The sequence below is a fragment of the Thermostichus sp. MS-CIW-26 genome, from assembly GCF_054059115.1.
Map to the genome: position 1 here is coordinate 77,498 of NZ_JBSSBV010000002.1, position 19,366 is coordinate 96,863.

The following is a 19,366-nucleotide window of genomic DNA, read 5'->3' on the forward strand; positions in this document are numbered from 1 at the left end:
GAGGAGAGATACAGGCGGCTAGAAACGACTTTTTCCGCCCCGGGGTCTCCCTGAAGCGCGCCTTAGGGAGAGGGCTAATGGCTGTTGAGAACAACTCCGCTTGAGCTTCCAGCGTCTTTGCTGCCAGGCCAGTGGAGAAAGGGAAGAATGGTAGCCTAATCAAAGGGTAGGGTTGAGGCCATGCAAGAATTTCGTCCCGCTAACGCGATCAGAAACCTTCGCTTCATACTCCTGGGCTTGTGGATCTTGAGCCTGCTCGTTCTCCTCATCCAAAACTGGGGATCCCCGGCAAGGGTTGTGGTGGGTGGGCAATCGGGATCCCCGCTTCCTCTATCGTTGGTGCTATTGGCCTCTTATGGGGCAGGGATGGGGCTGGGATTTTTGTATGTAGGCTCCTGGCGATTGCACGACCGGGTGTTCCAGCGACAGGCCATCCGTAAGTTAACTCAGTTGAGCGACCGAGTTCGCTTTTTGGAAGCCCAGCTGATTCCCCCCGACCACTATTTGCCCCAAGATCTGCCGGAGTACGAGCCGGATCCCCAAGCAGGCCGCTATTCCTATTCCAATATCCCGCCGGAACGCATTCGCGATCCCGCTCCTGAGGACGACGATGCGGCAGCAGCTCCCAACTGGCGGATTGTCCAGCGGCCCTACGCCGACGAGGAGGAGGAAGGATGGGATTCCTAAACTGGTGGAAATCGTCTGCCGCTCCTGCGTCTGAGCCCGACCCCCGCCCTGAACCGCGGGGACAGAACAACTATCTGCTCATCGTCCTAGACAGTTGCCGCTTCGACAGCCTGCTGGCGGCCAACCCCAAGCACTTGCTGAAGTTGGGCCCTCTGGAAAAGCGCTGGAGCTACGCTTCCTGGACGGCCCCTGCCCATTACAACCTGCTCATGGGCCTGCTGCCCCACACCAGCCCCATCCACGTTTTTGCGTCCGAGCACTACAAGCAAGATTATCTGCGCTACAACGAGCGGCTCGGCACCCGGCAACCCATTGAGTTCAAGCATCTGCTGCCTCATCTCTATTTGCCGACGCTGCTGAAGCATCAACTGGGCTACACCACCCACGCCATGGTCTCCATGCCGGTGCTCAACCCCAGCACGCTGCTGAATCGGGATTTCGATTCCTACCGCCTCATGCCCCAGCACAACGATATGGCGGCCATGGTGGAACAGTTGCGCTTCGAGCCGGATCGCCCCAGCTTTTACCTGTTAAACGTGGGCGAAACTCACTATCCCTACGCGCTGCCCGATGAGGATCCCAGCTTGTGGCCCCGCATCTCGGGGGTGAATGGGGTGTTGAAGCGGCTGGATGAAGGAGAAGAGGACGGGATCCCCTTTTTCGATTCGGCCCAGTTGGAAGAGCTACGGCAGCGACAGATCCAGGCGGTGCGCTACCTGGATGGGATCTTTGAACAGCTGTTCGACCTGGTTCCCAAAAACACCTACATCACGGTTACAGCCGATCACGGCGAACTGTTTGGGGAGGGAGGCTACTTCGGCCACGGCCCTATCCACCACGAAAAAGTGCTGGAGGTGCCTTTTATCGAGGGCAAGATTCGCTAGGATGAGGCCCTCACCCCCAGCCCCTCTCCCTGAGGACAAGGGTGGCCATCGATAGCCCAGCAACTGGGCTTACCAGGATTGAGCCTCTGTTTGCCTGCCGGTTAACGCGATCGCCTGGATCGCATGGGCAGAGCCTCTTCCCTTTTGGAGCAGCTAGATCTGCTGGGTCTCCGGCTTGGGCAGGGTAGGATCCCGGCGGGGTTCGCCGTTGGCGCTACTCGGACGGAGCCCTTGCGGGGATCCTTTTACACCGGAACCCAACCCATCTTCGGCGGCCAGGTCGGCAGAGCGGGCGATCTCGTAAAGGCTTTTCACCACACTGCTGAGGGGAATGGCGACGATCACGCCCAGGATGCCCCCCAGTTGCGCCCCCACCAACAGGGCAATCAAGATCCACACTGGATTTAGCCCGATCAGCTCTCCCATCAGGCGGGGGGCGATGACCCGATCCTTCACCTGCTGCACGATCAGGGAAACCAGCACCACTTTAAGGCTGAGCCAAATGTCCTGAAAGGCCAGCAACACCGCCGCCGCCCCAATGCCAATCACCCCCCCCACCAGGGGGATGACCTCCAGCAGGCCGATCAGCAGGCCAAACAGGAGCCCGAAAGGTACCCGCAAAAACCCAAAAACCGGCACCAGCATCAGGGCCATGATGAACCCCAACACCAACTGGCTGATGAGGAAGTTCTGAAAGCTGAGGGCTAGGGCTTCGCCAATGCGCGGCCCCCAAGGTTTGGGGAAGAGGCTGAGCAACCCCTGCCAGAACTGGCCCCCGTAGAGCAGCATGTAGAGGGCCAACACCAGCACCAGCACCAAGTCGATCACCTGGTTGAACGTACCCAGAAGGAGATCCAGGGATTGGCCGGCAATTTTCTCGGCGCTGGCCTGCAGGCGGTTGAGAAGGGTATTGACCAGCTCCGTCTGGCCAAGGTTGATGTTGCGCTCGGCGGCCCAAAGGCTAATCTGGTCGAGCCAATTTTGTAAGGTGTCCACCCACTCTGGGATCCGCGCCCCCAGCTGCACCACTTGCTTGGCCAAGACCGGCACCACGGCGATCCCCACCAAGACCAGCAGCACCACCGAGAGAGCAAAGACCAGGGTGACCGCCAAACCTCGACTGACCCGATAGCGCCGCAGCACCTGCACCGGGTAGTTGAGCAAAAAGGCCAGCACCGCCGCTGTCAGGATGGTGGTGAGCAAATGCCCAAACAGCCGACCCACCTGTATGGCCAGCCAGCCGCTGATGACGATCAAGATCCAGGTGAGCAGCAACCGCTGCAAGGGTGAGAAGCGATTCATGCCGGAGCCATCCCCAAGGGATCCCAAAGCGCTTAAAAACCCAGGATGCTATACCCACTATCCACGTAGATCACCTGGCCGGTAATGCCGCTGGCCAGGTCGCTGGCCAGAAAAGCCGCCACATTGCCCACCTCTATTTGAGTGACATTGCGCCGTAGGGGAGCTTTCTCCTCCACAGCATGCAGCATGGCATGAAAATCGGAAATGGCCGATGAGGCCAAGGTGCGGATTGGGCCGGCAGAAATGGCGTTCACCCGGATCCCGGCAGGGCCCAGCTCGGCAGCCAGGTAGCGGACACAGGTTTCCAGGCCCGCTTTGGTGACGGCAGCCATGTTGTAGTTGGGCACCACTCGCACTCCTCCCAAGTAGGTCAAGGTGAGGACACTGCTGCCGGATCTCAGTAGGGGCTTGGCAGCCCGGCAGAGGGCAATCAGGGAGTAGGTGCTCACATCCATGGCCAGGGCAAACCCCTCCCGCGAGATATCGCTGAAGTTGCCGCTCAGCTCCTCTTTTTTGACATAGGCCAGGCAGTGAACCAGAATATCGACCTGACCCCATTTTTCGGTTACCCCCTGAAACAGATCGCTGATCTGCTGATCGCTTTGCACGTCGCAGGGGAGAAGAAAATCTGGCTGCAAGGGATCCGTGAGTTGCTGAACTTTGGTTTTGAAGCGATCCCGCTCGTCCGGCAGATAGGTAACCCCTAGGCTGGCCCCCGCTTTGTGCAGTTGCTGAGCAATGCCCCAGGCAATGGAGCGCTCGTTGGCAATGCCGGTTACCAAGGCTTTCTTTCCCGTCAGCTGTAGCATGGCAAAAAAAGTAGGGGTGTATTCCTTTCTATCCTCCCACAGGTGGGAGCTGGGGCTGGGAGAAGGGATCCCAGGCACTCCTGAACTCCCGTTAAAAAGGCCCGGCTTCCACAATGAAAGTCCTTTTGGTTGAAAAGGAATATTGTCTGCTGGATCTCCGCAGCCCTGTTACCCGTGCCGAAATCATCGAGCACCCGTGGTCGTTGGAAGATACCTCCCTCAACCGGGCTGATAGGTGGAAGCAACGTGCAGTTCCTTGAGCTGCTTCGCCTCAACGCTGGAAGGAGCGCCGGTGAGCAAACATCGCGCCTGCTGGGTTTTGGGAAAGGCGATGACATCCCGGATGGAATCTTCCCCGGCCAGCAACATCACCAGCCGATCCAGGCCGTAGGCAATGCCGCCGTGGGGCGGGGTGCCATACTCAAAGGCTTCCAACAAAAAGCCAAACTTGTCCCGCGCCTGTTCGGGGGTGAGGCCAATCGCTTGAAAAACCTGCTCCTGAATTTCCCGCTGGTAAATCCGCAGGGATCCCCCTCCTACTTCCACGCCGTTCCACACCAGGTCATAAGCCTGGGCCCGCGCCGTTTTCAGGTCGGCCAAGTCGTCGGGGTGGGGGGCGGTAAAGGGGTGGTGCAGGGCTTCCAGGCGATTTTCTTCGGCGTTGAACTCAAACATGGGAAAGTCGGTGATCCAGAGGAGATTCAAGGCGTTCTCTGGGATCAAACCCAGCTCCTGGCCCAGGTGCAGCCGCAGCCGGCCCAAAGACTCGTTCACCACTGCCGCCGGCCCTGCCCCAAACAGCAACAGATCCCCTGGCTTGGCCTGGGTGAGATCCAGCAACCGCTTCTCCTGCTCGGGGCTCAAGCTCTCTTTCAGGGCGCCGATGGTATCGAGGCTGTCGGGCCGCACCCGGATAAAGGCCAAGCCGCCCGCCCCATACTGGGTGACCAGCTTGAACAGATCCCCGCCTGGTTTGATGCGGGTGTTGGAGATCTTTTCATCGCCGCCGGGCACTGGCAGGATTTTGATCAAACCGCCCTCAGCCAGCACTTTGGCGAAGACTTTGAATCGGGATCCCTGAAACACCTCCGAAACATCCACCAACTCCATCCCAAAGCGGGTGTCAGGCTTGTCGGAGCCGTAGCGGGCCATGGCCTCGGCATAGGTCAGGCGCGGGAAGGGACGGGGCAGGTGGATCCCTTTGACAGTTTTGAAGATATGGCAGATCAGTCGCTCGTTGAGCTCCAGGATCCCTTCTTGATCCATGAAGCTCATCTCCATGTCCAACTGGGTGAACTCCGGCTGCCGATCCGCCCGCAGATCCTCATCCCGAAAGCAGCGGGCGATCTGGTAGTAGCGATCCACGCCAGCCACCATCAGCAGCTGCTTAAAGAGCTGGGGCGACTGCGGCAGGGCAAACCACTCGCCGGGGTTGACGCGGCTGGGCACCAGGTAGTCTCTGGCCCCTTCTGGGGTGGAGCGGGTGAGAATGGGAGTCTCCACCTCGACAAAGCCCTCCTCGTCTTCTAGGAAACGGCGGATGGCCTGGATGACCCGGTGGCGCAGTTGCAGGTTACGGGACATGCGCTCCCGCCGCAAATCCAGGTAGCGATAGCGCAGGCGGATCTCTTCTCGCACTTCCTCTGCTTCTTCTCCCGAGACGCTGAAGGGGAGCTGCTTGCCGACTGGACTGAGCACTTCCAACTGTTCGGCGTAGATCTCGACCTCGCCGGTGGCCAGGCGAGGGTTGAAGGAGTCGGGGGGCCGTTGCTGGACAGTTCCCGTTACCCGCACCACATATTCGTTGCGCACTTCCCCCGCCAGTGGATATGACTGCGGAGTTTTCTGCGGATCCGCCACCAGTTGCACAATGCCAGAGCGATCCCGCAAATCCAGAAAGATCACCCCCCCGTGGTCGCGGCGGCGGTCGATCCAGCCGTAGAGGGTGACGGTCTGGCCAATGTGGGCCGGGCGGACTTCGCCACAGTAGAGGGTGCGGGCCGGGCGATGGATGGCAGCAGGCATGGAAGAGGTGAGAGAACAAGGGTCTGAGCCCCTATCATACAAAACTCAGACCTCCTGCCTCGACTCAGCTTCTCAAGAGCATTCAGGGGATCCGCCCAGGGCTGCCACAATCGTGCAGGTGTTGTGGCGCATCATGGCGATGTAGGTTTCAGCACCGCTGCCTGCTTCCCCCAAAGAATCGGAGTACAGCTCCTGTTCCGCTACCTTGACTCCCGCTTCAGCGGCCACCGTTTGGATCAGGGCCGGGTTGAGGGTGGTCTCGGCAAAGACAGCCGGCACCTGTAGAGCGCGGATCTCGGCCACCAACCGGGCCACTGTCTGGGCGCTGGGCTGTTCTTCGGTGCTGATCCCCAGCAGGGATCCCCCCATTTTCAGGCCGTAGGCTTGGGTGTAGTAGGCAAAGGCATCGTGAGTGGTCACCAAAACCCGGTTGGGAGGGGGGATGGTCTGAATTTGCTCCCCAATCCAGGCATGAAGCTCCTCCAGCTCTGCTCGATAGGCAGCAGCATTGGTTTGGAAGAAGGTCGCCTCGCCAGGCACCTGTTCCGCCAGCTCTTGGGCGATGCGCTCCACCATGCGGATGACGTTTTCCACATTGCCCCACACGTGGGGGTCGGGAGTGGGGATCCCATCCTCCTCATTGGTGACGATGGGATCGAGGATCTCGGCCAAGGCAACCCGCCGCGCTCCTTGGGCCGTGGCTTCGATGAGACGCATCAACCCCGGCTCCAGGTTGTAGCCATTCCAGAACACCAAGTCTGCCTGCTCTAGGGCCACCCCATCCGCCGGCGTTGGCTCGTAGACATGGGGATCCATTCCCGGCTGCAGCAGGCTGGTGAGCTGGATGCGATCTTGGCCCACCTGCTCTACCCAATCGGCGATCAACGTAGTGGTAGCCACAACGCGGGGACGCGCCCATCCCGAACCGGCCAAGGCCAGAAAACTGCCGTTCCCGTCAGCGAGACAGAGTCCTATTGCCAAGCCGAAGGCTGCTACCCAACGGCGCCGCCCCCAAAGGAAGACAAGACTTTTGATCATCGTTTCATGGTTTAGATGTCCCTTTAGGGTACACTGGACTTACCGAAAATGAAAACAAAATGAAAAAGCAACTTCCTCCTCTCCCTCTTGGTCCGGCCAGGGGATCCCTGGTGGTGCGGGATCTGACGGTGCGTTACGGCAGCCTGCAGGTGCTGCAAGGGATCCAAGCTGAAATCGCGCCGGGGCGCATCACGGGCATCCTCGGGCCCAACGGGGCCGGCAAAAGCACCTTTCTCAAGGGGCTGTTGGGGTTGGTGCCGCTGGAACGGGGGGAAGTGCGCTACGGCGGACAAGCGCTGCGGGGAGAGCAAGTGGCCTATGTACCCCAGCGCTCGGCCATCGACTGGTCGTTTCCCGCCACGGTGTGGGATGTGGTGTTGATGGGGCAGGTGAGAGCTGCTGGCTGGTTTCGCCGCATCGGGAAAAAGGGGCAGCAGCGGGCTGCTCAAGCCCTGGAGCGGGTGGGGATGGGGGCCTATCGGGATCGGCCCATCGGTCGGCTATCGGGGGGGCAGCAGCAACGGGTGTTTTTGGCGCGGGCCTTGGCCCAAGCAGCGGAGATCTACGCGCTGGATGAGCCGTTTGCCGGGATCGATCAGCCCAGCGAAGCTATTTTGTTCCAGGTGTTGCGGGAGCTGGCAGATGCCGGCCACATCGTGATGGTGGTGCACCACGATTTGGGGCAGGCCCGGGCCTACTTCGACGAAGTGCTCCTCCTCAACCGTGTCTTAATTGCCCAGGGATCCCCGCGGGAGGTGTTGCAGCCAGCGGTGTTGCAGCGGGCCTATGGCCGAGCCCTGCTGCTGGACTCAGCTGCCTAGGGAGAGTTTGAGGTCAACAACGTTATGGAATGGCTCTGGCACAGCCTGGCGGATCCCTTGAGTTTTGCCTTCATGCAACGGGCTCTGCTGGTGGCGGTGGCCGTCGGCATTCTCTGTGCCGTGGTGGGCAGCTATCTGCTGGTGCAAAGCTTGGCCCTCCTGGGGGATGCCATCAGCCATTCGCTGCTGCCGGGCCTGGCCATTGCCTACATGCTGGGCCTTAACCTGTTTGTGGGAGCCTTCGTGGCCGGTCTCCTCAGCGCCCTCTTAATTCAATGGATCCGCTCCGCCAGCCCCCTCAAGCCGGATGCAGCCATGGGGATCGTCTTTTCGGCCTTTTTTGCCTTGGGGATCCTGTTGATCACTTTGATCCAACGGCGGGCTCGCATCGATCTCAACCACTTCCTCTTCGGCAACCTCCTGGGGGTGAATGCTGTCGATGTGCTGACAGTGGTGGGCATCACCCTTTTGGTGTTGGGGTTAGTGGCCCTCTTCTTCAAGGAATTGACCTTTTACAGCTTCGATCCCTTGGGGGCCAAAGCAGCCGGCCTGCCCACCGAGCGGCTGGGGTGGGGGCTGATGGTGCTCACTTCCCTGACGTTGGTGGCCAGCATGAAGGCAGTGGGCGTGCTCTTAGTGTTGGCCATGCTGATCACGCCAGCGGCAACCGCCTATCTGGTGGTGCCTCGATTGCACCAGGTGATGCTGTTGGGATCCCTATTTGGGGTGAGCGCCAGCCTGCTGGGGATGTACGCCAGCTACTACCTCAACGTCGCCTCCGGCCCAGCCATCGTCCTGGTGGCCTCCGCCTGGTTTAGCCTGGCCTTTCTGGGCAGAGTGTTCTCAGGAACGCGCTAGAAACCAGGGATCGCGGGTTGGGATCCCTGGCTCAAACCTCATCTGAGAAAGGGTAGATGCATGTTAACTCAAAAGCGGGAAGAGCGGCCATCCCGACTGCCGCCTGCACCGGCCTGCCGAGGCAACGCCTTGTTGACCCTCAAATCCCGGCCCATCCAAGTAGCGCCATCCAGCTCGTCGATGGCTTTTTGCTCATCAGCTTCGTTTTCCAGCTCCACAAAGGCAAAGCCCCGTTTACGGCCAGTCTCCCGATCCACTGGCAGCTTAATTTGCTTAACGGTGCCGTATTCGGCAAACACAAGCCGCAGATCTTCTTCGCTGGCCTTGAAGGACAAATTACCCACAAAAATGGTCATGGCGTAGCACACTCCGAACCTTACCCTTTAGCGTTCAGTTCGGAGGCTCACCTGGTTAAACCATTCGCTCAATCCGAACCTCATGCCAACCACATCTTAGTCTTCCCAATGGCATTTGCAAAGCCATCCTTCCAGCTTTTTGTCCGAGAATTGGGAGAAGCTTTTGTAGCAAGATGGAAACTCAGGATCCTAACCTTCATGGGCGATTGCTTTGGCCCAACGGTTGGCGTTTGGGAGTGCCGGGAGAGCGGGGATAAGGAGGCGGCGTGGGGGCTACTTTCTCCAGCAGTAGGCAGTGACGCACCCCACGGCTGCGGGGTGTGGTGAAGGCTTCTACATGGATCAGTTTTCCGCCCAGGATCTTGAGGGCCCGCTCCAGCGTTTGGGCTTCTGCCTCCGTCCAATGGCCACGATAGAGAATGGCACGCCCCCCCACCTTGAGCAGAGGCAGGCAATACTCGGCGCAGGTCTCCGCCGAGGCCAGGGCCCTGGCCAGAGCGACATCATAGCTGCCCCGTTCCTGCGGGTCTTGCCCCCAAATTTCGGCCCGCTGAGCCACTGCCCGCGCTTGGGTGAGGGAGAGCCTTTGCAAGGTGTCCTGTACAAAGGCAATCTTGCGTTGGGTGCTGTCCAGCAGGGTAAAGCAGGTTTGGGGCAGGGCAATTTGGGCCGGGATCCCTGGAAACCCTGCCCCGGTGCCGATGTCGATCCCCCGCCAGGGCTGAGCTTGGATTGCCTCCCAGGATCCCAGCAGGCGTAGGCCCCGCAGCGAATCCCACAGGTGTTTCTCCCAAAAGTCGATGGGATCGGTGATGCGGGTCAGGTTCTGGGTTCGGTTTCCGGCCATCACCAGCGGATAGAGCTGTTGCAGTTGTTGCTGCTGCTGTTCAGAAGGCTGCCAACCCAGCTCCGCCAGCCAGCTTTCCCACAGCGTCTTGAGCTGTGGAGGCTCAGAGGAAGGAGCGTCAGCCTTCTTCATCCCAGGGATCCCAGCCATGGCAATCCCAGTTTCAATCCAGCGGGGATGGCTCTGTCGGCCCAGCCTTTCAGCTCTTGGGTCAAGCCCTGCAAAGAACGGTCGGTGCCCAGCAGCTCTTGGTTTAAGCAAACCAACTCCTGCAAATCCAGCTCCTGACAGCTGGCCCAATCTTCCGCCAGCAAGTTAATCGGCTGCGGCTGAGCCTGAAGCAACTGATGAGAGGCCAACTCCAGCTCTACATTCAAAAGCACCTGCTCCAACCGCTCTACCCGCTCCTGCATTTGCGCCAGCAGGGCTGCCAACTGCTGACAGCAATGGTGAACCCGCTGAGCATAGACCTTGAGCGGCAGGGTCAGCGGCAGCAACGACTCAGACAACAGTTGAATCAGGTGCTGGGCCTCCAGTTCTTCCAGTTGCAGGTCTTGCCAAATGGCGTGGTAAAGATGGAGCGAAAGACGACAGGTTTCCAGGCGCTGGTAGCAGGGCTGTAATACAGAACCGCGCAGCTCCTGCAGATAGTCGGCCCACAGTTGCCCAGCCTCTACTACCCAACCTGTCTGGAAAAAACTCCATCCCTGGGCCAACAGCCAACTGATCAACAGGCCCGCCAACAATTGGTTTTTTTGTCGCAACAGGAAAGGCGAAAGGTGCTCTCCCCAAACGGCTAACCCCAGCCAGATCAGGGCAGCCAAAGTCAAATGGGGCAAGCTGATCATCTCGGCCAACAGCTGGGCAGACCAGCGCTGGCGCAGCATCCAGATCACCCCGGCGCCCAAGCTGTACAGCCCTCCCCCCAACAGCGGGATCAACACCAGCCACAGGGGTTGTCCCCTCCACAGGTGCGATAGTGACCCATCTTCGCCCAGCGCATCCCAACTGAGCAAGTACAAAGCCAGCAGAGCCAAAACCACGACCCAGCCCTGCTGTCGCTTGAGACGGCGGGCTAGAAGACGACGGCGGCGGCGCAGATAGGTTTGAAAGGACTCGGCAACAATCGACATAAAAAAATGGCACTGCGGATCCCTACCAATACCCCCACCGGCCTGGAGCGCTCCTTCACGATCATAAGTCTTAACTTTGCTAGGTCATCTGGCTTCTGTATTGCGTTGTTGGCGGGAGTCATGCCCAGCCGGTGGCCAGCTTTTTCAGGGGCTCATCAGGCGGTTTTTCGGCGAGACTCCTCCGAGAAGCGCTGTTTTCTCGGCAAGCCTGACAGAGGCTTTTTAGAGCAGGCAGCCGCGTGCAAGCTCTCCACCCCTGTTACCATGGAAGAGCCCTTAATGTTTCTTTCGTATCCATCGTATCCATAGCCAAGCTAGTCTCTTGGACCGGCTTTTTTATTGTGCACTGTGCCAGGTTTTGTGATCCCTTCTGCATCTCCTCCCAGTTCCGGCCTTTCCCCTCTCGAAGTGCAGCGCCAGATGATCGTCATTCTCGATTTTGGATCCCAGTACTCTGAGCTGATTGCCCGCCGCATTCGCGAAACCCACGTCTATTCGGAAATCCTTTCCTATCGCACCACTGCTGAGCAACTGCGGCAACTGCAACCGCAGGGCATTATCCTCTCCGGGGGCCCCAACTCGGTGTATGAGCCAGCCGCTCCGGTGTGTGACTCTGAGATTTGGAACCTAGGGATCCCGGTTCTGGGGGTGTGCTACGGCATGCAACTCATGGTGCAGCAGTTGGGGGGCAAGGTGGAAGCAGCCCAGAAGGGGGAATATGGCCGTGCCGCTCTGCACATTTTGGATCCCACCGACCTGCTCACCAACCTGCCGGAAAACAGCATCATGTGGATGAGCCACGGGGATTCGGTTACCGAACTGCCGCCGGGCTTTCACACCTTGGCCTCTACCGACAACACCCCCTGTGCCGCCATTGCCGATCCAAGGCGTCGTCTCTACGGGGTGCAATTTCATCCGGAGGTGGCCCACTCAGAGGCTGGCGCCTTTCTCATCCGCAACTTTGTCTATCACATCTGCGGTTGCGAGCCCACCTGGACAACGGCAGCTTTTCTAGAGGAAGCCATTCGAGAGGTACGTGCCCGTGTGGGCAATAAGAAGGTGCTGTTGGCCCTCTCGGGGGGGGTAGACAGCTCTACTTTGGCTTTTCTGCTGCACAAGGCCATCGGCGACCAGCTCACCTGCGTGTTCATCGACCAAGGGTTTATGCGCAAGGAAGAGCCCCAGCGGCTGCTGCGCCTTTTCCAAGAGCAATTTCACATTCCCGTCCACTACGTGGATGGCCAGGAGCGGTTTCTCCGGCAGTTGCAGGGGGTTACCGATCCCGAAGAAAAACGCAAACGAATTGGGGCAGAGTTTATTCGCGTGTTTGAGGAAGAATCCCAGCGGCTGGGTCCTTTTGAGTACTTAGCCCAAGGCACTCTCTACCCAGACGTGATCGAGTCTGCCAATACCCATGTGGATCCGGTTACTGGAGAACGCATTGCCGTCAAGATCAAAAGCCATCACAATGTCGGCGGCCTGCCCGAAAATCTGCGCTTTAAGCTGGTAGAGCCTTTGCGCAAGCTCTTCAAAGACGAGGTGCGGCAACTGGCCCGCTCTTTGGGTCTGCCGGAAGAGATTGTGGGCCGCCATCCTTTTCCGGGGCCGGGGCTGGCCATCCGCATTGTAGGCGAGGTTACCAAAGAACGGCTGGAAACCCTGCGAGAAGCGGACATGATCGTGCGGCAGGAGATCAACCGCTCCGGCTACTATCCCAACCTTTGGCAAGCCTTTGCCGTGCTGCTGCCAGAGGTGCGGTCGGTGGGGGTGATGGGGGATAAGCGCACCTATGCCTGCCCGGTGGTGGTGCGGCTGGTTACCAGTGAAGACGGTATGACCGCCGATTGGGCGCGAGTTCCCTACGACCTCTTGGCCACCATTTCCAACCGCATCGTCAACGAGGTGCCCGGCATCAACCGCGTGGTTTACGACATCACCTCCAAGCCCCCTGGCACCATCGAGTGGGAGTAGGCGGGATCCCTTGCGTCTGGCCTCGATTCCCGGCTGGATCGATGGCTACCTATGGCCAGCTTCCGGCAGGGAATAGGAAGGGCTTGAGCTGAAGGGCTGAGCGGCTTGGACTTCCATTCGGGCCAAAGTCGTAGCGGCATCCGCCAGTTGCAGAGCAAGGTTGGCACGGCTAATCGGATCCCGGGCATTCCAGAGATCCTGTCCCAAACAAAACACCCGATAGCGAAAGGCTTTGATCGAGCGCGATGGGATGACCTTGACAGTCATGGCTACAACCTCTTCTCCACAGAGACGTGAATAGTCAGCAGAACCCGCTCGGGCTCAAGGTAAACAAATGTTACCAAAACAACCTCGTCCTCAGAGGTAATACTGACCGGGCAGGTGGCTTTCGGGGGTTCCACCCGTTCATGCCGTACCCCCACAGTGTATTCTCCAATTGGCAGGTCATCAAATCCAGCGTCCGCATAGATCAACTCAATGGTTTCTTCTGCAATCAACTGCCCCTCTCGCTCCAGGAAACTGAGAAAAGGGATCCCATCGATGGAGGTGAGCGCGTTGTTGGCCTGATTGCGGATCATCACAAAGATGTCGGACATGGAAGGTAAGCCCTCACCTCTGGGCTTTAGGGCCAAGGCTGCTGGAATATAGCCCAACTTTCTTTAGCCTGGACCGCTGTCAATCCATGGTTCAGCGACCCAACCCTCGACCCTGTGTATCCGGACGGACAAGACAGGCCTGGAGCTTTTCCCGCAACTGGGCTGTATCGAGATGTTGACCGATGAGCACCAACTGGTTCTTGGGCTGACCCGGCCATTCATCGCTGCTGAGGGTATAGCGCCGCCCACTGAGGTGAAAGATGTGTCGTTCTGGGCTTTCCTCGAACCACAACACCCCCTTGGCGCGAAAGACTGCATCGGGCAACTCGTTGAGAAAGTTTTGGAAAGCATCCAAAGAGAAGGGCTGATCGCTCTCAAAGGCTAGGGAGTTAAAGCCGTCAGCCTCAATGTGGCTGTGATGGGAGTGGTGGTGGTCAGGGTGTTCGCAGTGGTCATGATCGTGATCGTGGTCATGGTGGTCGTGACTGGGATGGTCATGGGCCTCTTCTCGGGGCAAGGAACTGGCCTGAAACAGGTCTGTATCCAAGATCAGCTCCAGGGGGACTGCGCTGTTGACGGTGCGCAAAATACGGGCATCCTCTTTGATCTCGCGGATGCGTTTTTCCAGACGCTCGATTTCGGCTTCCTCGACCAAATCGATTTTGTTGAGGAGAATCACATCCCCATAGGCAATTTGGCTATAGGCCACGTCGCTGTTAAACAGATCGGGGGCAAAATTGGTGGCGTCTACCAGCGTGACAATCGAGTCTAGCCGCGTCAGGTCTCGCAATTCTGGCCCTAAAAAGGTGAGGGCAACCGGCAAAGGATCCGCCAATCCCGTGGTCTCCACCACCAAGTAGTCGATTTTGTCGGAGCGTTCCATCAACCGCAACACGCTCTCGGCGATGTCGTCCCGGATGGTGCAGCAGATGCAGCCGTTGTTCAGCTCGACCAAATCTTCTTCGCTGGAGACAATCAATTGCGCATCAATGCTGATCTCGCCGAATTCGTTGACCAGCACCGCTGTGCGCATCCCTTTTTGGTTGTTGAGGATGTGGTTGAGAAGGGTGGTTTTCCCACTGCCCAAAAAGCCCGTGATGATGGTGACAGGTAAGCCTCGCTTGGGCACTTCGATGGTTACGGTCATAGAGTGGCAGCGATCCGATATAGAGGGAACTCTTCCACTTTATCCTCTTGTCCTCATTGCCCTAGCTGTCTGAAGCCGATTAAACCCTTCAGATGCGATCAGTAGAGCCTTTGCGCCTCGGCATTGGCGGCAGCCTTGGCTGTCTGAACTGGATGGTCTCTCTCTTTCCGGCTTAATCCTCCAGGGTCAGATCGCTTCCTCTAATCCCCCGGCCCTGAAAGTAGGGTTATTTCGATTCAAACTGGGACAATGCACCCAACACCTAAAACGTTGAACGCAGGGGGCCAGAGAGCTGTTCTCAGTGGCCCACGGGTCTCACCCTAACCTGAAGTGACTATCGATAACATCCCTAGGTAGACTATAGTGCTGACCCACCCCAGCTTGGCCTGTCGGGATGCCTACCTGTCCTGGGTTACTTCCACCTGGTTGCCCGGCTCTAGGCTGACGCGGAACTGTTGTGCACCTGTTGGCAAGGGATCCGGCGGTAGCTCCGGCAGGTTGGCAAAGGGGGTTTCGGCTCGGCGCTCTCGGGCAAGCTCATTCTCCGGCTCGGCAGCCAGCAGGGATCCCGTCTCATCTACAGTTACTCGATAGGCCAAGCTCTCTGGCCAATCGGGGGGAGACTGCCACTGCTCTGCCAAAATGTCTCGCAGACGGGAAAGGGGATCCGCCCCTGCTGCCTCTCTTCCCGCTGTTGGGTCAGATTCTTGGAGGGATGTGGCCAAAGGCTGCGATTGACCCGTCAAGGCAGGGATGGTGAGCTGCTCTTGCGGGGAAGGGGAAGCTGTGGGATCCCTAGGGGGGCGACTGGCCCAGATCCCAACACCGGCCACAACTGCGATCCCGCCCACCAGCAGGGCCGCGATCCCAGTGGGCTGTCGATACCAAGCCCGCGTCACCGGAGTTCCCAGATTGGCCAGTTGGGGAATGTCATCCGCCACCTGGGAGAGGTTCTCCAGCAGGTCGTACAACTGCGTCATCGACAAATCCACCTGCGCGATGCGATCTTCCCCTTGGCGCACCGTGAGACGATGAAAAATAAAATCAAGCGGACGGATGGCCACGGTACCGCTGAAGGTTCCCTTGGGTTCCCCACTCAAGTGGGATCCCACGTAGCGGTCGATTACGGTGATCAAATCGTTGAGCCAAACGTTATCGCCGTGTAAAGTTTTGACTGTCTCCCCCTGGCGGATTTCCAACTGACACTCGAAGCTGCGCTGGATGGCTTGCAGCGGCGGCGTTGCAGAGGAGTCTGAAGAATTGGAATCGGCAGGGGCTTCTCCCCGTACAGTCAGCGTAGAAGTGGGCTGTTGATAGGTGTGGCTAACCAGGGTAAGGTTGGGCATGGCAACTGCGGGCAAACAACACGGGTAGAGGGCTACAGAGGCGATAACAGAGGTGATAATTGACGAACCTGCCTCAAGAAGAGGGTGAGGTATCGGGGCCGGAGCTGTGGGCTACCCCCTCTTCTTCCAGATCGCTGCCGGCGGGCAAATCCATCTCAGGACGGCTGAGCAAGGCTTTCCACAGGCGCTGAGCGCCTTTCGGGCTACTGTAGAACATCAGCTCAATCAAGATGCGCAGGGCCAGCTCGGTGAGGCTATTCTCATCGCGCACGTCCCCATCCACCATGCGGCTGCGGTAGTGAGAGAGGAATTCATCCAAGTAATCTCCCACCAGCGGCTGACGGAAGGGGCTGAGCTCTTGATCGACAGCGGCTTCCAGTTGCTCCAAGGTGCTGCGGATACGGGCTTGTTGCTGAGCAGCCAGATAGGCAATCACCATCACCAGGGCGCGGGCCTCTTCGATATCGACCTTTTTGCGCCCACCGCTGCTGCGGCGCAAGGGGTTAGCATTGCGCAGTCGCCAGAGGGTCACCCGGTCGCCAATCTGCTCTTCCAAGTTGAGGGCTTTGGCTGCGGCCAGAACCGCTTCGGAACTTTCTCCGCTCAGGGACTCCAACCCCAGCAGTAGCAAGTCCAACTGGGCTTTGATGGTACCGGTGGCTGTGTTCAGGCCAACGGGCCGACTGTCTAACTGAATGTGCTTGTGTTCCACCGTCACGCTGTCAATGGGAGCTTTGGGTTTCGACGAAACTCTATGATCTCCTGTCCAAGCCAAACCTGCAACCTACCTCCCTGCGCTCTAGTCTAAAAGACTTTGGGTATGCTAGACTGCTCGCCAGCCTGCCGAGAGTTGAGCTCTCAGGGTTCTTCCCCAAAACGGGGTAACTCTGGATGCATCTTAGACCAATAAGAATGGGTTTTCTGGGCCGGTTTCTGTTTCGGCAACACCCCTACTCCTAGCTGAACTTGGGCTTTTGGACTCAGGGGGATGGCTACTTATAATGGGGAAAGCAGCTGCTGCTTTGGCCTTTAAGAGCTAAGTGACTACCCACCTTTATTGAGTTTCCCTTTTGTTGACACCAGCGACTCTAGGTGCAGCTTGATTCATCATGGCCTCTTCTGCTCGCTGCAGTACTCAGCCTGTCCCTGTTCACTGGGTCTTGATCTTCAGGGATCGATTGGGGCAGAGGGGGGTTGTTCTGGATAGTATCTATTACTCAGTGGGACGGTCTAAAGACAATCATATTCGCCTTTACGATCCCTGCGTCTCTCGGAAACACGCTTCCCTCATCCGCATCCCAGGTTCAGGGCCAACTGCACAGGGATCCCTGCAGTACAGCTACATGGTATTCGATGGCAGTCCGGGATCCAGGCCCAGCACCAATGGCCTATTCGTCAACGGAAAACGGGTTTTGTCCCATCGCCTTCAGCTCCTAGATAAGATAAGGTTTGGGCCGAACGTAACAGCAATTGTGGAGACAACGGATCGACTCAGCCCGGAAATCCTAGCCAAGTTATTGCAGCCTCTGGATGCTGCTAGCTCTACATCCCCATCCACCTTTGATTTTAATAAAGACACGGAGCCGAACCCGGAAAACCTGGCTCAGCCAGAGGAAGAGGATTTCACTGTTGCCTAAGCCAACCCAACCAGTCTTCTGAATCCTCCTGTGCCCCCCATCCCACCTGCTCTGAGCGGCTACTGGCAAAATGCCTTTGACCTAGAAGCCCATCTGGGATCCTTCCTGGGCCTTGGGGCTGCCGATCTGCGGGAGAAACTGCGGGCAGGGCAGCAGCAATTGGCGGAGTTGGGCCGGCGAGACTTTGGCTGGGATCGGGCAGATGCGTTTTATCGGGATCAGGTGAGATCCGCCTATCTGCTGGATTTGGCGGCTTGGCACCTGAGCAGCACCGACTACATCGGCGATACCTTACGCCTGGTGGCGGATCATGCCCGCGGGTTGGTGTTGGATTTTGGCGGCGGCATCGGCACCCATGCTATCGGGGCGGCCCTCTGCGCAGCGGTGGATCAGGTGATCTTCTGGGATATCAACCCCATCCATCGGCAGTTTGTGCAATGGCGGGCGGAAAAGCTGGGCTTAACCGAGCGCATCCACTGTCCAGAAAACTTCCCAGAAGAGATCTTTTTTGACACGGTCATCTGCTTCGATGTGGTGGAACATCTGGCGGATCCGGCAGCGCAGTTGCGGCAGTTTTACGACTGGCTCAAGCCGTCAGGTAAGCTTTTGATCAATTGGTACTTTTTCAAGGGGTTTAACGGCGAGTTTCCTTTTCACCTGGACGACCCGCAAAAGGTAGAGCAATTCTTTCAGGTGCTGCAAAGCTGTTTTTTGGAGGTGTTTCACCCCTATTTCATTACCGCCCGCTGTTACCGCAAGTGGGATAAAAGCTGAGATTGGAGAAAACCAAGGTGCTGCGCTATTTGCGGATATTGTGGCTGTTTTGGAGCACCTCAATCGCGGCAGAAATGGAGTACCGTGCCAATTTTTTCTTTGCCAGCCTCAGCAGTCTGGGTGGCTTGGGATCCGCTCTGTTTGGGCTGTCGTTGTTTTACCAGCAGGGGCACCGGCTGGGCGGTTGGAGTTGGCCGGAAGCCCTCATCGTGTTGGGGGTGTTCACCATTCTGCAGGGGGTGTCGGCCAGTCTCTTTAACGTCAACCTCAATCGCATTGTGCAGCAGGTGCAGGAAGGCACCTTGGATTTTGTTTTGCTAAAGCCAATAAGCAGCCAGTTTTGGCTGTCGGCCAGGGTGTTTTCCCCCTGGGGCCTGGTGGATATCGGCTTTGGCCTGTTGCTGATTCTCTACGCCGGGATCCAGCTCCATTTGCCTGCTTGGGCCTATGCTCTGGGGCTGCTGCCTCTGCTGCTGGGGCTGATCATCCTCTATAGCCTCTGGTTTATGTTGGGAGCCACCAGCATTTGGTTTGTCAAAATCTACAACGTCACCGAGGTGTTACGGGGCTTGGTAGAGGCAGGGCGGTTCCCGATGGTGGCTTATCCGGTGGCCTACCGCGTGTTTTTTACCTTCATCGTGCCGGTGGCTTTCTTGACAACGATCCCGGCGGAGACCTTGCTGGGGCGAGCCCAATGGCCGTGGCTGCTGGGATCCGCTCTGCTGGCGGCAGGGCTGTTGTGGGGATCCCATCTCTTCTGGCGCTTTGCCCTGCGCTTTTACACCAGCGCTTCCAGTTAAAGTCTGGGCCAAAAAGCTTGGATCCCAGGCATCCGAGTTCCGGGGAGTTGAGTAATTTCTACAGACGCGCCCCACGCGCTGACATCGCGGAGAACAACTGCCTTCTCCTTCACAAGGCAGAGGGAATCGCAGAGTTCTCTGGGTTGAGGGCAAAAAAGTTTTCACTGCAGCGCTTTGCAGCCACAGGCTCTGTGGTTTAGGGGGGCTTGTCTGTCAGTGGTTTTGATGGTTTGTCGATCTTTTGAGGAGCCTGTTCAATGCACAAACACACAAGCTTTGTAGCAGCCTCTGTGATAGCCGGCAGTTTTGCTGATACATTTACGCTGAACACTGCT

General features: G+C 58.1%; 20 protein-coding genes. 8 read left to right on the top strand and 12 right to left on the bottom strand.

Translation table 11 applies throughout. From position 1 onward, the window contains the following. Nucleotides 1-246 precede the first annotated feature (246 nt). On the top strand, nucleotides 247-687 hold the full coding sequence (locus ACVWZU_RS01260) for a hypothetical protein (protein WP_238376922.1): 441 nt from the start codon (nucleotides 247-249) through the stop codon (nucleotides 685-687). Continuing rightward, complete coding sequence (locus ACVWZU_RS01265) at nucleotides 675-1,571, top strand: sulfatase-like hydrolase/transferase (protein WP_011432786.1); 897 nt, start codon at nucleotides 675-677, stop codon at nucleotides 1,569-1,571. The genes ACVWZU_RS01260 and ACVWZU_RS01265 overlap by 13 nt, the downstream gene beginning before the upstream one ends. Nucleotides 1,572-1,724: 153 nt before the next feature. On the opposite strand, the gene ACVWZU_RS01270 is transcribed toward ACVWZU_RS01265, so the two are convergent. The 4 genes from ACVWZU_RS01270 to ACVWZU_RS01285 all read right to left on the bottom strand — a co-directional run bounded on the left by ACVWZU_RS01270 (nucleotide 1,725) and on the right by ACVWZU_RS01285 (nucleotide 6,745). Then, the gene (locus ACVWZU_RS01270) at nucleotides 1,725-2,873 is read right to left on the bottom strand and encodes an AI-2E family transporter (protein ID WP_414341734.1); all 1,149 of its coding nucleotides are present in this window, start codon (nucleotides 2,871-2,873) and stop codon (nucleotides 1,725-1,727) included. A gap of 32 nt (nucleotides 2,874-2,905) precedes the next feature. Then, nucleotides 2,906-3,682, bottom strand: a complete 777-nt coding sequence (fabI, locus tag ACVWZU_RS01275; RefSeq protein ID WP_011432788.1) for an enoyl-ACP reductase FabI — start codon at nucleotides 3,680-3,682, stop codon at nucleotides 2,906-2,908. Between the two features lie 219 nt (nucleotides 3,683-3,901). Beyond that, complete coding sequence (aspS, locus tag ACVWZU_RS01280; RefSeq protein WP_011432789.1) at nucleotides 3,902-5,707, bottom strand: aspartate--tRNA ligase; 1,806 nt, start codon at nucleotides 5,705-5,707, stop codon at nucleotides 3,902-3,904. Nucleotides 5,708-5,779: 72 nt separating this feature from the next. Next, complete coding sequence (locus tag ACVWZU_RS01285) at nucleotides 5,780-6,745, bottom strand: metal ABC transporter solute-binding protein, Zn/Mn family (protein ID WP_457442943.1); 966 nt, start codon at nucleotides 6,743-6,745, stop codon at nucleotides 5,780-5,782. Nucleotides 6,746-6,804: 59 nt separating this feature from the next. Here ACVWZU_RS01285 and ACVWZU_RS01290 point away from each other — a divergent pair, with 59 nt between their 5' ends. After that, nucleotides 6,805-7,566, top strand: coding sequence for a metal ABC transporter ATP-binding protein (locus tag ACVWZU_RS01290; RefSeq protein WP_457442945.1), 762 nt, complete (start codon nucleotides 6,805-6,807; stop codon nucleotides 7,564-7,566). A 24-nt stretch (nucleotides 7,567-7,590) separates the two neighbouring features. Further along, nucleotides 7,591-8,424: a metal ABC transporter permease gene (locus ACVWZU_RS01295; protein ID WP_011432792.1), complete on the top strand. Its 834-nt coding sequence runs from the start codon at nucleotides 7,591-7,593 to the stop codon at nucleotides 8,422-8,424. Between the two features lie 68 nt (nucleotides 8,425-8,492). Here the strand turns inward: ACVWZU_RS01295 and ACVWZU_RS01300 are convergent, their stop codons facing one another. The 3 genes from ACVWZU_RS01300 to ACVWZU_RS01310 all read right to left on the bottom strand — a co-directional run bounded on the left by ACVWZU_RS01300 (nucleotide 8,493) and on the right by ACVWZU_RS01310 (nucleotide 10,760). Further along, on the bottom strand, nucleotides 8,493-8,780 hold the full coding sequence (locus ACVWZU_RS01300; protein ID WP_414329140.1) for an RNA recognition motif domain-containing protein: 288 nt from the start codon (nucleotides 8,778-8,780) through the stop codon (nucleotides 8,493-8,495). Between the two features lie 196 nt (nucleotides 8,781-8,976). Further along, nucleotides 8,977-9,759, bottom strand: a complete 783-nt coding sequence (gene rsmG / locus ACVWZU_RS01305; protein ID WP_457442947.1) for a 16S rRNA (guanine(527)-N(7))-methyltransferase RsmG — start codon at nucleotides 9,757-9,759, stop codon at nucleotides 8,977-8,979. Further along, nucleotides 9,756-10,760 (bottom strand): hypothetical protein, encoded by a 1,005-nt coding sequence (locus ACVWZU_RS01310; protein WP_457442949.1) that lies wholly within the window; start codon nucleotides 10,758-10,760, stop codon nucleotides 9,756-9,758. The genes rsmG and ACVWZU_RS01310 overlap by 4 nt, the downstream gene beginning before the upstream one ends. A 420-nt stretch (nucleotides 10,761-11,180) precedes the next feature. Between ACVWZU_RS01310 and guaA the strand changes: the two genes are divergently transcribed. Beyond that, nucleotides 11,181-12,731: a glutamine-hydrolyzing GMP synthase gene (guaA, locus tag ACVWZU_RS01315; RefSeq protein WP_457442951.1), complete on the top strand. Its 1,551-nt coding sequence runs from the start codon at nucleotides 11,181-11,183 to the stop codon at nucleotides 12,729-12,731. Nucleotides 12,732-12,776: 45 nt separating this feature from the next. Here the strand turns inward: guaA and ACVWZU_RS01320 are convergent, their stop codons facing one another. From ACVWZU_RS01320 to ACVWZU_RS01340, 5 genes are all read right to left on the bottom strand, one after another. Next, entirely contained in the window at nucleotides 12,777-12,998 is a 222-nt protein-coding gene (locus ACVWZU_RS01320) for a hypothetical protein (RefSeq protein WP_011432797.1), read from the bottom strand. A 2-nt stretch (nucleotides 12,999-13,000) separates the two neighbouring features. Beyond that, nucleotides 13,001-13,327 (bottom strand): hypothetical protein, encoded by a 327-nt coding sequence (locus ACVWZU_RS01325; protein WP_414329244.1) that lies wholly within the window; start codon nucleotides 13,325-13,327, stop codon nucleotides 13,001-13,003. 91 nt (nucleotides 13,328-13,418) lie between these two features. Then, nucleotides 13,419-14,474 carry a CobW family GTP-binding protein gene (locus tag ACVWZU_RS01330; protein WP_457442953.1) on the bottom strand — a complete coding sequence of 352 codons (1,056 nt, stop codon included), beginning with the start codon at nucleotides 14,472-14,474 and terminating at the stop codon, nucleotides 13,419-13,421. 398 nt (nucleotides 14,475-14,872) lie between these two features. Beyond that, the gene (locus ACVWZU_RS01335; protein WP_457442954.1) at nucleotides 14,873-15,820 is read right to left on the bottom strand and encodes a DUF4335 domain-containing protein; all 948 of its coding nucleotides are present in this window, start codon (nucleotides 15,818-15,820) and stop codon (nucleotides 14,873-14,875) included. Between the two features lie 73 nt (nucleotides 15,821-15,893). Beyond that, on the bottom strand, nucleotides 15,894-16,538 hold the full coding sequence (locus ACVWZU_RS01340) for a DUF3038 domain-containing protein (RefSeq protein ID WP_414341745.1): 645 nt from the start codon (nucleotides 16,536-16,538) through the stop codon (nucleotides 15,894-15,896). A gap of 391 nt (nucleotides 16,539-16,929) precedes the next feature. On the opposite strand from ACVWZU_RS01340, the gene ACVWZU_RS01345 reads away from it, so the two are divergent. The 3 genes from ACVWZU_RS01345 to ACVWZU_RS01355 are packed head-to-tail and all read left to right on the top strand — an operon-like array spanning nucleotide 16,930 to nucleotide 19,031. Further along, nucleotides 16,930-17,457, top strand: a complete 528-nt coding sequence (locus ACVWZU_RS01345) for an FHA domain-containing protein (RefSeq protein ID WP_457442956.1) — start codon at nucleotides 16,930-16,932, stop codon at nucleotides 17,455-17,457. A gap of 30 nt (nucleotides 17,458-17,487) precedes the next feature. Next, nucleotides 17,488-18,231, top strand: coding sequence for a class I SAM-dependent methyltransferase (locus ACVWZU_RS01350; protein WP_011432803.1), 744 nt, complete (start codon nucleotides 17,488-17,490; stop codon nucleotides 18,229-18,231). A gap of 17 nt (nucleotides 18,232-18,248) precedes the next feature. Then, nucleotides 18,249-19,031, top strand: coding sequence for an ABC transporter permease (locus ACVWZU_RS01355; protein ID WP_457442958.1), 783 nt, complete (start codon nucleotides 18,249-18,251; stop codon nucleotides 19,029-19,031). Nucleotides 19,032-19,366: the final 335 nt, after the last annotated feature.

Bases quoted from the DNA above. Each gene is read 5' to 3' on its own strand.
- ACVWZU_RS01265 (WP_011432786.1), top strand. From the start codon at position 675: ATGGGATTCCTAAACTGGTGGAAATCGTCTGCCGCTCCTGCGTCTGAG.
- ACVWZU_RS01270 (WP_414341734.1), bottom strand. From the start codon at position 2,873: ATGAATCGCTTCTCACCCTTGCAGCGGTTGCTGCTCACCTGGATCTTG.
- fabI (WP_011432788.1), bottom strand. From the start codon at position 3,682: ATGCTACAGCTGACGGGAAAGAAAGCCTTGGTAACCGGCATTGCCAAC.
- aspS (WP_011432789.1), bottom strand. From the start codon at position 5,707: ATGCCTGCTGCCATCCATCGCCCGGCCCGCACCCTCTACTGTGGCGAA.
- ACVWZU_RS01285 (WP_457442943.1), bottom strand. From the start codon at position 6,745: ATGATCAAAAGTCTTGTCTTCCTTTGGGGGCGGCGCCGTTGGGTAGCA.
- ACVWZU_RS01290 (WP_457442945.1), top strand. From the start codon at position 6,805: ATGAAAAAGCAACTTCCTCCTCTCCCTCTTGGTCCGGCCAGGGGATCC.
- ACVWZU_RS01295 (WP_011432792.1), top strand. From the start codon at position 7,591: ATGGAATGGCTCTGGCACAGCCTGGCGGATCCCTTGAGTTTTGCCTTC.
- ACVWZU_RS01300 (WP_414329140.1), bottom strand. From the start codon at position 8,780: ATGACCATTTTTGTGGGTAATTTGTCCTTCAAGGCCAGCGAAGAAGAT.
- rsmG (WP_457442947.1), bottom strand. From the start codon at position 9,759: ATGAAGAAGGCTGACGCTCCTTCCTCTGAGCCTCCACAGCTCAAGACG.
- ACVWZU_RS01310 (WP_457442949.1), bottom strand. From the start codon at position 10,760: ATGTCGATTGTTGCCGAGTCCTTTCAAACCTATCTGCGCCGCCGCCGT.
- guaA (WP_457442951.1), top strand. From the start codon at position 11,181: ATGATCGTCATTCTCGATTTTGGATCCCAGTACTCTGAGCTGATTGCC.
- ACVWZU_RS01320 (WP_011432797.1), bottom strand. From the start codon at position 12,998: ATGACTGTCAAGGTCATCCCATCGCGCTCGATCAAAGCCTTTCGCTAT.
- ACVWZU_RS01325 (WP_414329244.1), bottom strand. From the start codon at position 13,327: ATGTCCGACATCTTTGTGATGATCCGCAATCAGGCCAACAACGCGCTC.
- ACVWZU_RS01330 (WP_457442953.1), bottom strand. From the start codon at position 14,474: ATGACCGTAACCATCGAAGTGCCCAAGCGAGGCTTACCTGTCACCATC.
- ACVWZU_RS01335 (WP_457442954.1), bottom strand. From the start codon at position 15,820: ATGCCCAACCTTACCCTGGTTAGCCACACCTATCAACAGCCCACTTCT.
- ACVWZU_RS01345 (WP_457442956.1), top strand. From the start codon at position 16,930: ATGGCCTCTTCTGCTCGCTGCAGTACTCAGCCTGTCCCTGTTCACTGG.